The sequence below is a fragment of the Candidatus Cryosericum septentrionale genome, assembly GCF_003570995.1.
GTDB lineage: Bacteria > Caldisericota > Caldisericia > Cryosericales > Cryosericaceae > Cryosericum > Cryosericum septentrionale.
Genome location: NZ_QXIY01000021.1, coordinates 7,021 through 21,107, shown reverse-complemented (window position 1 = coordinate 21,107; position 14,087 = coordinate 7,021). Strand labels below are relative to the sequence as shown.

13 protein-coding genes are annotated in these 14,087 nt (G+C 55.1%); 8 read left to right on the top strand and 5 right to left on the bottom strand.

From position 1 onward, the window contains the following. The first annotated feature begins 11 nt into the window (after nucleotides 1-11). The 3 genes from SMC1_RS05400 to SMC1_RS05390 all read left to right on the top strand — a co-directional run bounded on the left by SMC1_RS05400 (nucleotide 12) and on the right by SMC1_RS05390 (nucleotide 2,885). On the top strand, nucleotides 12-1,169 hold the full coding sequence (locus tag SMC1_RS05400) for a PQQ-binding-like beta-propeller repeat protein (RefSeq protein WP_207799318.1): 1,158 nt from the start codon (nucleotides 12-14) through the stop codon (nucleotides 1,167-1,169). A gap of 44 nt (nucleotides 1,170-1,213) precedes the next feature. Next, nucleotides 1,214-1,930, top strand: a complete 717-nt coding sequence (locus SMC1_RS05395) for a glycosyltransferase family 2 protein (protein WP_119085768.1) — start codon at nucleotides 1,214-1,216, stop codon at nucleotides 1,928-1,930. Nucleotides 1,931-2,003: 73 nt separating this feature from the next. After that, nucleotides 2,004-2,885 carry a hypothetical protein gene (locus SMC1_RS05390; RefSeq protein ID WP_119085767.1) on the top strand — a complete coding sequence of 294 codons (882 nt, stop codon included), beginning with the start codon at nucleotides 2,004-2,006 and terminating at the stop codon, nucleotides 2,883-2,885. A 231-nt stretch (nucleotides 2,886-3,116) separates the two neighbouring features. Here the strand turns inward: SMC1_RS05390 and SMC1_RS10345 are convergent, their stop codons facing one another. The 3 genes from SMC1_RS10345 to SMC1_RS05375 all read right to left on the bottom strand — a co-directional run bounded on the left by SMC1_RS10345 (nucleotide 3,117) and on the right by SMC1_RS05375 (nucleotide 6,422). Further along, nucleotides 3,117-3,434 (bottom strand): hypothetical protein, encoded by a 318-nt coding sequence (locus SMC1_RS10345; protein ID WP_126855177.1) that lies wholly within the window; start codon nucleotides 3,432-3,434, stop codon nucleotides 3,117-3,119. A 281-nt stretch (nucleotides 3,435-3,715) separates the two neighbouring features. Continuing rightward, a complete protein-coding gene (locus SMC1_RS05380) occupies nucleotides 3,716-5,023 on the bottom strand; it encodes a glycerate kinase (protein WP_119085765.1) in 1,308 nt (435 codons plus the stop codon). A gap of 13 nt (nucleotides 5,024-5,036) precedes the next feature. Beyond that, nucleotides 5,037-6,422 carry a GntP family permease gene (locus SMC1_RS05375; protein WP_119085764.1) on the bottom strand — a complete coding sequence of 462 codons (1,386 nt, stop codon included), beginning with the start codon at nucleotides 6,420-6,422 and terminating at the stop codon, nucleotides 5,037-5,039. Between the two features lie 486 nt (nucleotides 6,423-6,908). On the opposite strand from SMC1_RS05375, the gene SMC1_RS11260 reads away from it, so the two are divergent. Beyond that, on the top strand, nucleotides 6,909-7,187 hold the full coding sequence (locus SMC1_RS11260) for a CsbD family protein (RefSeq protein ID WP_119085763.1): 279 nt from the start codon (nucleotides 6,909-6,911) through the stop codon (nucleotides 7,185-7,187). A gap of 398 nt (nucleotides 7,188-7,585) precedes the next feature. Here the strand turns inward: SMC1_RS11260 and SMC1_RS05365 are convergent, their stop codons facing one another. Beyond that, on the bottom strand, nucleotides 7,586-8,947 hold the full coding sequence (locus SMC1_RS05365) for an ATP-binding protein (protein ID WP_165849246.1): 1,362 nt from the start codon (nucleotides 8,945-8,947) through the stop codon (nucleotides 7,586-7,588). Nucleotides 8,948-9,256: 309 nt separating this feature from the next. Here SMC1_RS05365 and SMC1_RS11255 point away from each other — a divergent pair, with 309 nt between their 5' ends. From SMC1_RS11255 to SMC1_RS05350, 3 genes are all read left to right on the top strand, one after another. Continuing rightward, on the top strand, nucleotides 9,257-9,667 hold the full coding sequence (locus SMC1_RS11255) for a DarT ssDNA thymidine ADP-ribosyltransferase family protein (RefSeq protein ID WP_119085761.1): 411 nt from the start codon (nucleotides 9,257-9,259) through the stop codon (nucleotides 9,665-9,667). Nucleotides 9,668-9,875: 208 nt separating this feature from the next. Continuing rightward, nucleotides 9,876-11,012 (top strand): macro domain-containing protein, encoded by a 1,137-nt coding sequence (locus tag SMC1_RS05355; RefSeq protein ID WP_119085760.1) that lies wholly within the window; start codon nucleotides 9,876-9,878, stop codon nucleotides 11,010-11,012. Nucleotides 11,013-11,433: 421 nt separating this feature from the next. After that, a complete protein-coding gene (locus tag SMC1_RS05350; RefSeq protein WP_119085759.1) occupies nucleotides 11,434-11,967 on the top strand; it encodes a GNAT family N-acetyltransferase in 534 nt (177 codons plus the stop codon). Between the two features lie 260 nt (nucleotides 11,968-12,227). Here SMC1_RS05350 and SMC1_RS05345 read toward each other — a convergent pair whose 3' ends face one another. After that, on the bottom strand, nucleotides 12,228-13,079 hold the full coding sequence (locus tag SMC1_RS05345; protein WP_165849245.1) for a BsuPI-related putative proteinase inhibitor: 852 nt from the start codon (nucleotides 13,077-13,079) through the stop codon (nucleotides 12,228-12,230). Nucleotides 13,080-13,376: 297 nt separating this feature from the next. Between SMC1_RS05345 and SMC1_RS05340 the strand changes: the two genes are divergently transcribed. Further along, the gene (locus tag SMC1_RS05340) at nucleotides 13,377-13,775 is read left to right on the top strand and encodes a VOC family protein (protein ID WP_119085757.1); all 399 of its coding nucleotides are present in this window, start codon (nucleotides 13,377-13,379) and stop codon (nucleotides 13,773-13,775) included. Nucleotides 13,776-14,087: the final 312 nt, after the last annotated feature.

Genomic DNA, 14,087 nt, shown 5'->3' with positions numbered 1-14,087 from the left:
GAGTAGAACTCGTGAAGGCAGAAACCCAGCCAATCTGGCCAATGGAAGGGTACGATGCAAGGCATACAGGGCAATGCCCGTATGATACGTCAACAAACAATGGGAATCTCGAGTGGAAGTTCAAGACAGGCGAGAAGATCTGGTCCTCCCAAGCCATTGGTTCAGATGGAACGATTTATACTGGTTCAAGGGACCGCTACCTCTATGCGCTGAACCCTGACGGTACGCTCAGGTGGAAGTTCAAGACAGGTGGCTGGATTGTCTCCTCACCTGCTGTTGCATCAGATGGAACAGTTTACGTAGGTTCAAGAAACCGTTATCTCTATGCAATCAATCCTGACGGCACGCTTAAGTGGAAGTTTGAAACAGGTGACGTGATTTACTCTTCCCCTGCTATTGCCTCGGATGGAACGATCTACGTGGGAGCAAATATCAACCACCTTGACATCTTCAACTTTTTGCAAAGCTACCTCTACGCACTGAACCCTGACGGAACACTCAAGTGGAAGTTCAAGGCAGGCAGAAGGATCCAGACTTCCCCGGCCATTTCTCCAGACGGAACAATTTACGTAGGGTCAAACGATCGTTATCTCTATGCACTTCATCCCGATGGTACGCTGAAGTGGAAATATAAGACAAATGGCAGGATCTGGTCTTCCCCAGCCATTTCTTCAGACGGAACAATCTACGTAGGATCAAATGATCGTTATCTCTATGCTTTGAATCCTGATGGTACGCTAAGGTGGAAATATAAGACAGGCCACTGGATTGTCTCTTCGTCTGTCTCTTCTCCCGCCATTTCTGCAGACGGAACAATCTATGTGGCGTCATGGGACGGCTACCTGTCTGCAATTAACTCTAACGGCACTCTCAAGTGGACATTCAAGACAGGTTGGCCCAGTGCCGGTCCATTCCAGAACCTTTTGAAAAGAATGCCTTCTTGGTCGACAGCAGGTCTTGATGAGATTACCTCTTCACCAGCTATTTCTTTAGAGGGAACAATCTACATAGGGTCGAACAACAACTACCTCTACGCACTGAATACTGACGGCACACTTAAGTGGAAATTTGAAACAGGCAACGGGATTTTCTCTTCACCAACAATTTCTTCCGATGGAACAATCTATGTAGGGTCATGGGACGGTTACCTTTATGCAATAGGCAACTAGTAATAATCTCAGTCGCTTCGGAAAGAAGGCCAAAGGAACTGAACATGAGCGATGAAGTGTTGTTCTTCTCCATTGTCATTCCTGCTTACAACGAAGAAAACTATATTGGCAAGACACTCTCGGCGCTGAAGGAGCTGGACTATCCGCCGGACAGGGTTGAGGTCATCATCGTGGACAATGGCTCCACAGACCAGACCGAGAGCGTTGTCGCGGCAAACGCGCCTGTGTCCTGGAAAATCGTCAGGATTGAAGAGTCAGGGGTTTCACGCGCCAAGAATCGGGGCATAGATCTGGTCTCCAAGGCAAGCGACTGGGCCATCTTCCTTGATGCCGACACCTATTTTGGAGCGACCTTTCTCGGGGAACTTGACCGCTTCCTGCGGGCGAACGCCGGCAGAAATCTGGGAACGGGCATGGTTTCGCTCCTTCCCGTTCCTGACTCGAGGGTCGCCAGAGGATGGTATCATTTCTACAATTTCATCAGCTATGCTACCCGAACGACCAAATCCATCCAGTTTATACGCCGGGACCTCCTGAACGACATCCGATTCGATGAGAGCCTGACGTTTGGAGAGGATGCAAGAATGCTCATGGAATGCCGCCGCCGCGCTCGTAACTTCTACTTGAGGAGCAGGAGCGTCTTTTCGTCGACAAGAAGATTTGTGTGGAACGGATGGATACGGGAGCCTTTCACCTCGATCCATCTGATCCTCCTTCCCTATAAGAAAAAGCAATCAATTCATTACCCGGCTCCTCGGTAGGCAACCATACCAGCATTCAGGCAGTCAGGACACCGATTGTGGAGCCACGCATGGAAAACGGAGGAAGAACCACGTGAAGGTCATCCTGAGCCGCAAGGGGTTCGACAGCGGATATGGTGGGTGGGCAAGCCCCATTCTTCCTGATGGGAGAATGCTTTCATTGCCCATTCCGGCCAGCAACGGACTCGTGTCCTATGACGATCTCTCTGCTGGCAATGGCCAGACCTATCTGGAGACCATGCGGGAGCTGCGACAGGGGCATGAAGGCAGGCTGGTTCTCTCGCACAAGAAGTGGCTGGCATCAAGCGAGGGGATCAAGGCGCATTTTGACCCTGATCTTGTGGCCTTCGCATTGGAGCGGCTTCCCGGGTGGCGCGGCATGCTCGGGCAGGCCAATGCGGCGTCCAGCCATCTGCTGAACCACAATGTCGGCCCAGGTGACCTGTTCCTGTTCTTCGGGCGCTTCCGGCACGCGGAACGTGTCGACAGGTATCTGTCCTTTGCGCAGGGAAGGGATATGCACGCCCTGTTTGGATACCTGTATGTGGGCGAGATCCTGCAGGGATGCAGGACAACGCACTTCCCGGACTGGGCGTTGCGCCATCCGCACACGCAGGAGTGCTTCCTCGACTCCCCGGCCTACAAGCACAACCAGATCTTCATCGCCGCGCCGGTGGTGCCTGGAATGAACATCCCTGGGTGGGGGCGTTTCCTCTGGGATGAGCGCCTCCGACTGACGCGACAGGGGAGTGATGGTCTCTGCGATTGGGAGCTGCCGAGCTGCTTCCGCGAGGTGGACGACATGACCTATCACTGCGGCAGCGCTGCCTTCGGCTGGCACGGCGATACCTTCAGGGCTGCGCAGAAGGGCCAGGAGTTTATCATCCCGGATGGGCACGGGGCGGTCGAGGAATGGGCGATGGAGTTGATAGGGACCGCCGGAGCAGAACACTAGTCATCAGATGCAACTACGTTGAGCGCTGTCGCAGAGCAGCTGACAAGGCTTGGCCGTCAGGCTATTCACGATGTGAATAGATGTTATTCATACCATGAATAGACTGAACAGTGTCTGGGAAAGCAGCATGTCAAGTCGTGTCTGGACAAACCACACGGAGAGGCTGTCCAGGTCTGCGAGCGCTTCGATACTCATGCAGACGAGCGCCTCGAACAGGTGTCTGATATGGGGTCAGCTGGTAAATAGGTCCGAGTGGTACATGCTCCCGGTCTGCGCGGGCATGACACATCTGACTGTAACACTCTCGCGAAATTGGGACCGTCCCGAGAATGTTACAGTAGGCCGGTCAGCGGAGGGCGTCATCCAGGAGCTGACACGGGTGTTGTTGGCGACCGAGGAGTACTCCAGCAAGGATCCGGTGGTGATGGCGATCATGCGCATGACTGACTGGTAGTCGATCGTCGAGGCGACCGCCGATATGCCGGGCAGGTCACGCTCGATGTACGTCTGAATGTAGCTTTCCCAGAAGAGGGCAGCTTGGGCGGGCATGGCGTCGCGGATGCCGGGCAGACGTTCTCTGAAAGCCTCAATCGATCGGTCATCCAGCGTGGTCTGTACATTCGCGTCATCTCATGAAGCCATTGGCATCACGTCATGGGGGTATTGGATACACTAGTCTCAAGAATGCAAGGGAAGCGTGGTACGAGGCACACCCATGCATGCGGACACGGCTGGCCAACAGATGTATGGCAGGAAGACTGGATTCCCGCCTTCGCGGGAATGACAGACGCAAGCAGGAATGACGAACGAGCACTGCGGTGACGGCAGGGTTATTCGATCAGGACGATTGTGACGTCGTTGACGTTGGTGCTGGTCGGTGGCACCCGGATGAGGTCTCTCAGCTTATCGAAGAAGTGGTAGGAGTCATTGTTCATGAGGAAGGTGGCGGGGTCAAGCCCAGCGGCTCGTGCCGCTTGGACCGTTTCTCCCGTCGCAATGGCCCCTGCCGCGTCGGTGGGACCGTCCCTGCCATCGGTCGCGTAGGTTGCCACGAGGACATTGGGCATGTCCTGCACGTCCAGGGCAAACGCAAGAGCCAGTTCCTGGTTCCGTCCTCCCAACCCCTTGCCTGTCAGTTTGACTGTTGTTTCACCACCGGCAAAGATGGCAGCAGGCGTGCTGACGGGGTTGCCCGACTGCAGCACTTCCTTGGCGATAGAGGAGAGCACATGCGCTACTTCTCTCGCTTCGCCTTCCAAGTACGTCGTCAGCAGGATTGTATTGAAGCCGAGCGCCTTTGCTTTCGCGGTGCCCGCGCTGACAGCGGTCTTGTTGGAGGCGATGATCTTGACAAAGTGCCGCTCCGGGACCGCCTTGGGGGTGTCCTCCTCCAAGCCCTGGAGGCCCCTCTTCACCAGGTTCTCGACATTTGCGGGCAATTTGCCCCACAGGCCAAATTTCGTGAATATGCTGGATACGTCTTCGAACGTCGTCGGATCGGCGACGGTTGGGCCGGAGGCGATGCTGTCAAGAGGGTCCCCAAGGACATCAGAGAGGACCAGGGTGATCAGCGTCCCCTTCGTCTTCTGGGCGAGGTTGCCACCCTTGACCTTGCTCAGGTGCCTTCGCACGGCGTTGATCTCCTGAATGCGGGCGCCGCACGCGAGAAGTTGTTTGGTCGTTTCCATCTTGTCCTGAAGGGTGATGCCGTCGCGTGGGAGAGGCAGCAGCGCTGAACCACCACCTGACAGCAGGAAGATGATAAGATCGCCCTCACCGGTGTGTTCCAGGAACTCCAGGACTGTTGTTGCGGCCAGCTCTCCCTGCTCATCCGGCACCGGGTGTCCCGTCTTGAAGACAGTAAACCCGGGTGCCGCAAAGTCATACCCATGTGGAATGACCATGTAACCCTTTTCCACTGAACTTCCAAGGACCTCAAGGAGTCCTTCCGTCATCAAGGGGGCAGCCTTGCCGACCGCGACGACATAGATGTGTCCATGCGCCGCAAAGACCTTGTCCTCGACGCAAATCTCGCGCTTGTCCCGGTCGAATCGTATGCATTCCTTGATGTACTGCTTCGGATTTGCTGCCTTCTTCACTTCCTCAATGATCTGAAAGGCACACTCCTTGAGGTCCATATCAGCTCCTGTGCTACGCGAAGATCAGCCAGAGAACGGCGACGCCGAGGAAAGCTCCAATACCGGTGATCAGCGAGCCCAGTGTCTGCAGCTTGAATGCCTGGTCGACCTTCATGTCGGAGAACTTGGCGACGACCCAGAAGTACGAATCGTTTGCGTGCGAGACAACCATGGCGCTGGCACCGATAGCCAGGACGATGAGCGCCTTCTGGGGCGATGTGGTCCAGCCAAGTTGATGGAGCATGGGGAACAGGATCGCAGAGGTGGTGACGAGAGAGACCGTCGATGACCCCTGAGCGGTCTTGATGGCTGCGGCGATGATGAACGGCAGGAGGATACCCATATGCGCCTGGGCAAGAGTCGTTCCCAGATAGGTTCCGACGCCGCTTGCTCGCAGGACCATGCCAAGGGCTCCACCGGCAGCCGTGATGACAAGGATGATGGCGGAAGACTCGATGGCCTTCGAGGTCCACTCACCGAATACATCTGCGTGTCCCCTGACAAGCGCTGCGGCAATGAAGACGCCGATGAGCAGAGCGATGTTGGGGTTGCCGAGAAACACGAAGACCGTCTTGATGACTCCCGTGCCAAAGGGGCTGCTGGGGAAGGCTGCAATCGAGTTCAGTGCGATGAGTACCAGTGGCAGGACGATCGGCAGGAAGGCCATGAACGTGGACGGCAGGTTCTTGAAGCTCTTGAGCATGTCCTCATAGGACATCTGGGCATTGGGGTCGATCCAGATCTTTTTGCCGATCCGTGTCGCGAACAACCACCCGGCCAGCATGGCTGGAATGGAGGCAACTAGGCCCAGCATGATGACCAGTCCCAGGTCTGCTCCGATGTTCGCGGCTGCGGCGATGGGACCAGGTGTCGGAGGCACGAGGCAGTGTGTGGCATAGAGACCCATGCTCAGGGCCGTGCCCATGACCGCCAGCGAGATGCCGGAGCTCTGCGCAAGAGACCTGTTCAGGGCCTGCAGGATGACGAAGCCGGAGTCGCAGAAGACAGGGATGGAGACGACATATCCGGAAATAGCCATGGCAAGAGGTGCGTTCTTCTTGCCGACCAGCTTCAGGATGGCTCGCGCCATGACCAGGGCGGCTCCCGTCTTCTCGAGGAAGTAGCCCATAATGACGCCAAGCACGATGACGATACCAATGCTCGTCAAGGTACCGCCAAAGCCGCCGGTGATAAGGTCGATCAGTCCTTGTGTCGTCGTGCCGTCGGCGGTCTTGCTGAGAAGAATTGGAGTGCCGGTGAGCACGAAGGAAAAGAAGCCGAAGAAGATAGCTGCGAGAAGCAGCACGAGAAAGGCATTGACTTTGTATTTCGCGGTGAACAAGATAATCAGACCAACTGTTACCACAAGAAGAATCGTTTGGATCAACCCTGCACTCATTTAACCCTCCCAGATTATTCTAGATTTGTGTGAAAGCTTTTTCGAAAGTCCCGTGCTGCCATCTCACCTCCTAGAGCAAATGTGAAGTAGATCGCACTCCCTCTCCACACATTTTGCACTCATGCAAAATTCTTGCAAGGTTTGCTGGCAGCCTGGCGGTTGCCGGATGAGACTTCTGTTGAAACAACACGTGCAGTAGCAGAGCGCGTGATGGCAGAGCAGAGCCTGGAAACATGGGATGGACTTGCTTCGGTATCCGCTCCAATCTGCCATTGACGCGCATCGGCGATTCTGCCAAACTAATTAGGCTATGGCAATGAATGGCGTGGTGTCACCAACCTCATCAGAGAAGGGGTTTGATGGTGGCCTGTTTTTGGCATGCGAGATGCAACGGAGACACGAGGATACGCCATCAACCGGCAGCACGGTCCGGGGTATTGGTAAGCGACCGATAACGGGTTGTAGATAGACCAAGGAGGAATTGACATGGATGCAACCAATGACATTTTGCTTGGCAAGTGGCATGAACTTAAGGGCCACGTGCGAGAGCAGTGGGGAAAACTCACTGACGATGATCTTACCCAACTGAGTGGCAAGACGGAAGAACTTTCCGGTGTCTTGCAGCAGCGGTATGGCTATGACAAGGCCAAGGCGGAAACTGAGATCAACNNCCTCGGGAGCCAAGAAGTAGCATCGGCCTCGTACGCCGTCTGCGCGGGAATGACGAATCAGGATAGGGAGAAAGAAAAGCGCCCCCTCGTGTGAGGGGGCGCTTGCATCTAGTGGGAGGGAGGCGTGCTGCCCATGAGGACGGCGGCTCGCTGCGTCTTCAAGACGCCGAGGCTGTCATCCAGTGCGATATGGGGTCAGCTGGTAAATAGGTCGAAGTGGTACATGCTCCCGGTCAGGACTGGATTCCTGCAGACGCCGAAAGCACCCCCTCGTATTGAAAAGAAATACTCGGGGGGGAATGACGAATCAAGACAGGGAAGAAGAAAACGCCCCCTCAGGTGGGGGGGCGTCTGCATCTAGTGTGATGGAGGCGCTCTCAGTTCTCTGCTCGTTGCTGCGATATGGGGTCAGCTGGTAAATAGGTCCGAGTGGTACATGCTCACGGTCAGGACTGGATTCCCGCCTGCGCGGGAATGACAAGTCAGTGCTGGTCAGCCGAGGGCGTCGTCCAGGAGCTGGAGGAGCATGTCGCGGCGTGCCAGGAAGGTCCCCTCGGGGACAAAGTGCACAGCCGTTGTGCCGACGGTGCGCTGTGCGACGAAGTCGCGCGTCACGACGACTGCATACCGTGGATGCGTTTCGTCTACTAGCCGCGCAAGGCCACCGGGGAGACTGGGCTCGCTGAAGTGAGTGTCCTTGACCTCGATAGGCAAGATGCGGTCGCCGCGCGTCACGACGAAGTCGACCTCGTCCGTCGTCCCCTTGGTGCGCCAGTAATGCAGTTCATCCGTCGCAGGCAGGACCTTGAGGAGCTCCTGGAAGACGACCTGCTCGACGACGTGACCGCGGTCGGTTCGGCTGTCGAGGGCGGCAAGACTGGGCACCGTGCTGTTCCTCATGCCGCAGTCCACGAAGTAGGCCTTGGGCGTTTTGCGCAGTCCGGTCAGCTTGTTGCTTGAGAACGGCGTGGCCAGCTCACAGACATACGTCCCCTGCAGCATGGCGACGTAGTGACGAACAGTCTCAGACGACGACCGCACCTCGTTGGCCAGTCCCTCCCAGGTCATTTGACTCCCAACCTGCAGCGCAAGTGTCCTGACGAGTCGGTTGTACACATCGGGACGACCGACGTGCAGGAACTGGGACACGTCGCGGGTGACGTACGTGTCGTAGATCTGGCGCAGCTGCTCGGCGCGCTCGGCTGCGGATGGAGCTGTGACGACGGCAGGGTATCCACCCCAGACGGCAAAGTCGACAAACAGGGGCACAAGTGACTGGCCGTAAAGTCGGTGAAATGCAGCAAAATCGCCGTCATTTCTGCTGGCTGCCGGGATGTTCTGTCGGACGATGTCGCTGAACGACAGCGGATACAGGATGAGCTCGCGTGACCGCCCGACCAGGTGCTCGCGCGTGGTACTGCGGATCTCCAGTGACGACGAGCCGGACACGACGAGCTTGATGCCGGTGCCCAGATCATACAGGATTTTGAGGGCTAGACCGGGGCTTGGAAGCCGCTGGACCTCGTCGATGAGGATGTAGGCGCGCGGACCACTATTGGCATCACGCAAGAATCGCAGGAGGTCTCCCGGGTTGCTGATGAGCTCAGCTGCCCCAGGGTCGTCCATGCTGAAGTAGAAGATGTCGGCGGCGGGCACGCCATTGGCAAGCAGCCGCTGGACGAGCATGGACAGCAGTGTCGTCTTGCCAGCCTGTCGCGCTCCGGTGATGACGACAACGTACGGGTTGTCCATCCAGCCGGCAAGCGTTTCCAACTCACGGCGTGGAAGCCACGAATGCTCGTATGGACGGCCGGTACGCCACGGATTGCGCATGTTGAAGATTTCAATATTCATCGCGGATACCTCCTCTGCTTGGTGCAAGCATAGCATGGGTTGACGAAATGACAAGGGACTTCGTCATTTGGACCGACCAAATGACGAGCCATCTCGTCATTTGGTCGGCTGCTCACCGACAGGTGCTGTTGGAGCGAGTGTCGGGGTTGGCCGATAGCGGGTCAGCTGGTAATTACGTACCCCAGTGGTAAGTACGCCTGGTCAGGACTGGATTCCTGCAGACGCGGGAATGACACTACGGCAGGCAGTCTCTCCTCCGTCGTTCCAGCGAAGGCTGGATATTTGGGAGCATTATGACACAATAGCAGCATGCAAAGGTCAGATGTAAGGCATCTATACTATATTGTCTCAATTGTCAACCTTGGATCGATTGCCCGACAAGGCATTCTGTCCAACAATCGTATGCATGGGACAGCACATGATTCGATTGCCGATCCCTCGGTTCAGGACCGCCGTGACAAGGTGCGCGTCCCAGGCAAGAATGGCTCGCGCGAACTGCATTCGTACGCGAACCTCTATTTCAACGCTCGAAACGCGATGATGTATAGGAGACTCGATCGTCACGCTGAAATATGTGTTGTGCAGGTTAGTCCAGAGATCCTGGACCTCCCCGATGTTGTTTTGACTGACTGCAATGCTGCATCAGGATGGTGCAAGTTTCTTCCCTCACCTAATGGTCTTAATGACATTGATGGAAACCTTGTATTTGCACGCGACTAGAGAAGCTCGGATCAGGTGGAGTACTACCGTCATAAAAGTGCCGTTTGTGCAGAAATCCTTGTTCCTGATGTCGTCAGTGCTTCCTGGTTGGCGGGGGTACTTGTCAGTTGTGAGTCTGCCAAAACAGCGGCTGCTCATCAATTGATCGGGACGCCATTGTGTGATAAGATAACGATAAACAGAGAAGTCTTCTTCCTGTGAGGCATAGATGATCAACGTTGTTGTTGGCGATATTTTTGACTCGGGAGTCCAGACCCTCGTAAACACAGTCAACTGTGTGGGCGTCATGGGCAAGGGTTTGGCTTTGGAATTCAGACGGCGATACCCCGAGATGTATGATGACTACGTCGATCGATGCAGCCGGGATGAGGTTCATCTGGGGCAGCCCTACATTTACCGCTATGTAGTTCCTCCCTGCATACTCTTATTCCCGACGAAACAACATTGGCGGTCGTTGTCTCGGCTGGCGGATATTCAAGCAGGGCTGTCGTACCTCGCGGCACACTATCGTGAGTGGGGTATTACGTCAATTGCCGTGCCTCCATTAGGGTGCGGCCTTGGTGGCCTTGATTGGTCTATCGTTGGCCCGACACTCTACCAAGGTTTGTCCGAACTTGACATCGATGTCAGGCTATATGCGCCGACGAATACACCTGCTGTTCAACTTGACCGTGCGTTCTTGGATAGCACTGTTGGCACGCTAGTTGCTGAAGAAAGCAGCGTGTCAGAACGCAAGATCACTCCTGACTATATGGTTCTTGTGGAAATCGTTCATCGATTGGAAAACATGTCCTATCACTGGCCAATTGGCAGGGTAATGTTTCAGAAGATCGGGTATTTTGCCACCATGTTGGGGGTGAATACCGGTCTCGTCTATGCACGTGGCAGTTATGGTCCCTTTGCGCCTGGACTTAAGTTAGTGGAGTCCGCCCTTCTGAACAATGGGTTGCTGACGGAGACGTGGACTGGTAGTAGAAGCGTGATTAGCGCGGGGCCGACGTATGCTGATGCAATAAAACTAGCCGAAAATCGGGCTGCTATCGACAAGAATGACCAACAGATTACGAAAGTGGTCGATCTGATGTGCAGGATGAATACGCGACAGGCTGAAGTTGCCGCGACAGTTCATTTTGCTGCCAAGGAACTTCATGAAAAGAATCCAAGTCGTCCGACTGAAGTTGATGTTCTCCGGGAAGTCGTGGCATGGAAAGAACGGCGCCGCCCACCTCTTGACAAGGTCGAAATCGCGGTAGTTATTCGAAACCTCGCTTCACTGGGTTGGATTGATGTCTCCGGGAGTCCGGAACTATCGCCGAAAATCGAACTGGAGCTGGGTCTAGCGTAGACCCCGATATGGGGTCAGCTGGTAATTACGTGCCCTAGTGGTAAGTACGCTGGGTCAGGACTGGATGCGCGCAGACGCGGGCATGACACATTCAACTGTAACACTCTCGCCTTAAATGGAATCGTCCCGAGAATGTTACACTTGCCCGACAAGGTCGATTCGGCCATTGACGTCCCAGAGCCAAGGGAAAGACTGGATTCTCGCATGCGTGGGAATGACAAACCAGGGGGCGATCTCTCGGCCCTCGTGCTCGCCAAGGCTGGATACTTGAAAGCATTATGACACAATGACAATATGCTAAGGTCGGATGGAAAATATCTATACTATGATCCAACTTCCAAGAGACGAAAGAGTGCTCAACTTGTTAAGTTGAGAAAAGGAATCGCCCGATTTGGGTTAAATAGTACGACAGGAGTTAAAGATGAATAAATTTCTTGAAGGCAATCGTGCGTACTTACGACCTGTTGAGAAAGATGATTTGAAAACTTTTTCTGAATGGATTAATGATAAGGAGATCCGATCCATTACAGGTGAGGTTTACCCGATGACAGAAAAAGGGCTTGAGGAATTTTATGAAGAGACTCAGAAAACAGAGGATAGAATCTGGTTTGTTATTGTAGACAAAGAAAATGATGTAGTTATCGGAGAGACAGGATTTTTAAGAATATTCAACCCATGGAGAACAGCCGATCTTTCGATAATCATAGGAAAAAAGGAATACTGGGGAAAAGGAATAGGAAAAGAAGTTACAAATCTGATGCTGGAATATGGTTTCAATAATTTGAACTTCCACAGATTAGCAATAGGGGTAGTCGGTTCTAATGAAATAGGTTTGAAGTTCTGGGAAAGTATCGGATTTAAAAAAGAGGGGATACAGAGAGAAGGATATTTCCATAATGGAAAATACTCCGACTTTATAATGATGAGTCTGTTAGAGGATGAATACAGGGAATAATGTAATACCTACTCTGAGCGCTTCTCCAAGTTTTGCTCTTCTCTAACCGCGAAAGCGGTTCCAAAAGAATTGATATGGGGGTGATATGGGGTCTGATATGGGGTCAGCTGGTAATTACGTGCCCCAGTGGTAAGTACGCCTGGTCAGGACTGGATTCCCGCATACGCGGGAATGACAGACCAAGGGACTCACATACGCGGAAATGACGAATAGGGACAGGGAAGAAGAAAACGCCCCCTCAAGCGAGGGGGCGTCTGCGTCTAGAGTGGAGGGGGCGTGCTGCCCATGAGGACGGCACATCGCTGCGTCTTCAGGACGCCGAGGCTGTCGTCCAGCATGGTGAAATAAATGTAGAAGCCATTGGGCTTGAGGTCCCGCGGGATGGGCCACGAACTTTCGAAGCTATTGCTGGCCCCGGCGGGGATCGTGAGGTGGGTGACGACCTGGGCGAACGCCTTGCCGGCTGACCACCGGTAGACGAGGTTGCCTTTGGCGTCGGTGACGGTCCAGTCATACTGCTGTATGGTGGGGAAGGTCAGGACGAGTGGTTTGTTGGTCAGGTTCGTGATCGTGTACTTGACCGTGATGGTCGTCCCCACACGGTAGATGAGCTTGTCCGTCGTGAAGTTCACACTCAGACCCGGAATGCCCGCCTCGGCAACCGCGACCTGTGTCGTCGCTCCGGTCGGTTCAGTCGTCGTGCTGGTCAGCACGAACTCCAGCTCATATGTGCCGAGAGCGAGCTTCTCGGGCAGTTGCCATGAGCCGTTGAGTTTCATGGTCTCGCCCATCATGACGGTGCGGGTGGTCACGATGTCTGCGAACATCTGGCCGGTCGACCACCGGGCAATCACCTTGCCGCCCTGTCGCAGAATGAGGTCGTAGACCTGGGATGTCATGAAGGTCAGGACGAGAGGCTGGTCATTGCCATTGTACAGGGTGTAGCGCCAGTCGATGGCCTCACCCGATACGTACGACAGCTTCCCTGTCGCCAGCGTCACCGTTGGCGGTGCGTAGCGGATGCCGACGGGCGGGTCGGCCGCGCTTACCTGGCGCACGCTTAGCGTGACTGCCAGAGCAGCTATCATGAGCACAATCAATAGTTTCTTCATCGGTTTCACCTCCATCTGGCGACCCCTGAGGGTCACCATCCTTCTTCCAGTTGGACGACAGTCAGCGGGTTCTGGTTCCCGCACGCCCTCACACACGAGCGCATATCGGTCGCATGTCTAGCAACGTTTCGTCTGCCCAGGCGTCACGGAGAGGTTCCTAGTGTGGTCCGAGCACCACTACAACATTATGGCTTTGTGCATTGTGACGTGAATGTCAAGGATGGCCTTGCAAGGTGAGGGGCATGGAGTATGGTTGGGTTAGGGGCCCGAGAGGCCTACGACCACAGGAGGCGTGACATGCCACGACCGATTCACTTTGACCTGGGGGCGACAGACCCGGCGCGTGCGATCGCATTCTACAAGGCGGCGTTTGGCTGGACCGTGGAGAAATGGAACGGACCGTTCGAGTATTACGACATCATAACGGGAGCGCCCGGCGAACCCGGCATCAACGGAGGGTTTGTCCCGTCCACGGGCGGGACCCTCCAGACGACCCTGACCGTCGGCGTCACATCGCTGGAAGAGGCCATGGCGAGAGTCACTGCTGCCGGAGGTACGATTGTGGGCGACATCCGGACCATCCCCGGGGTGGGACGCATGGTGACCTGCAAGGACACTGAAGGCAACAGCTTCGGCCTGATGGAGGAACAGCGGCCCGACAAGCACGTCGAACTTGGCGAGCTGTCAGGCGTCTAGGGAGTCGAAGTCAGGACGGTCGTCCTTCTCCTACAGCATTGTCCATGGCACAGCGGCGATACCGTGTCCAATGTCGTTACCTCATGATGCCATTGGCATCAGCGCGTGACTGCATTGGACACTATGGCTGCAACGAAGCACAGCAAGCGGTGTCCGGCGCATACACAGGACACTTCCAAGGAGAACGCAGCCCGTCGGCAGTCCACAGTGTGAGTGGACCTGACCGGGACATGCAAAAACCCCTGCGCCGCAAACGGGCACAGGGGTGAGTGTTTTTTTGACGGCTACTTCTCGCCGTTCAGGACCTTCAGT

What these genes read in the sequence shown, in the direction of transcription:
- SMC1_RS10345 (WP_126855177.1), bottom strand. Translation starts at nt 3,434, where the DNA reads ATGCCCGCCCAAGCTGCCCTCTTCTGGGAAAGCTACATTCAGACGTAC.
- SMC1_RS11255 (WP_119085761.1), top strand. Translation starts at nt 9,257, where the DNA reads ATGCAAAGGTCAGATGTAAGGCATCTATACTATATTGTCTCAATTGTC.
- SMC1_RS05350 (WP_119085759.1), top strand. Translation starts at nt 11,434, where the DNA reads ATGAATAAATTTCTTGAAGGCAATCGTGCGTACTTACGACCTGTTGAG.
- SMC1_RS05355 (WP_119085760.1), top strand. Translation starts at nt 9,876, where the DNA reads ATGATCAACGTTGTTGTTGGCGATATTTTTGACTCGGGAGTCCAGACC.
- SMC1_RS05395 (WP_119085768.1), top strand. Translation starts at nt 1,214, where the DNA reads ATGAGCGATGAAGTGTTGTTCTTCTCCATTGTCATTCCTGCTTACAAC.
- SMC1_RS05375 (WP_119085764.1), bottom strand. Translation starts at nt 6,422, where the DNA reads ATGAGTGCAGGGTTGATCCAAACGATTCTTCTTGTGGTAACAGTTGGT.
- SMC1_RS05380 (WP_119085765.1), bottom strand. Translation starts at nt 5,023, where the DNA reads ATGGACCTCAAGGAGTGTGCCTTTCAGATCATTGAGGAAGTGAAGAAG.
- SMC1_RS05365 (WP_165849246.1), bottom strand. Translation starts at nt 8,947, where the DNA reads ATGAATATTGAAATCTTCAACATGCGCAATCCGTGGCGTACCGGCCGT.
- SMC1_RS05340 (WP_119085757.1), top strand. Translation starts at nt 13,377, where the DNA reads ATGCCACGACCGATTCACTTTGACCTGGGGGCGACAGACCCGGCGCGT.
- SMC1_RS05345 (WP_165849245.1), bottom strand. Translation starts at nt 13,079, where the DNA reads ATGAAGAAACTATTGATTGTGCTCATGATAGCTGCTCTGGCAGTCACG.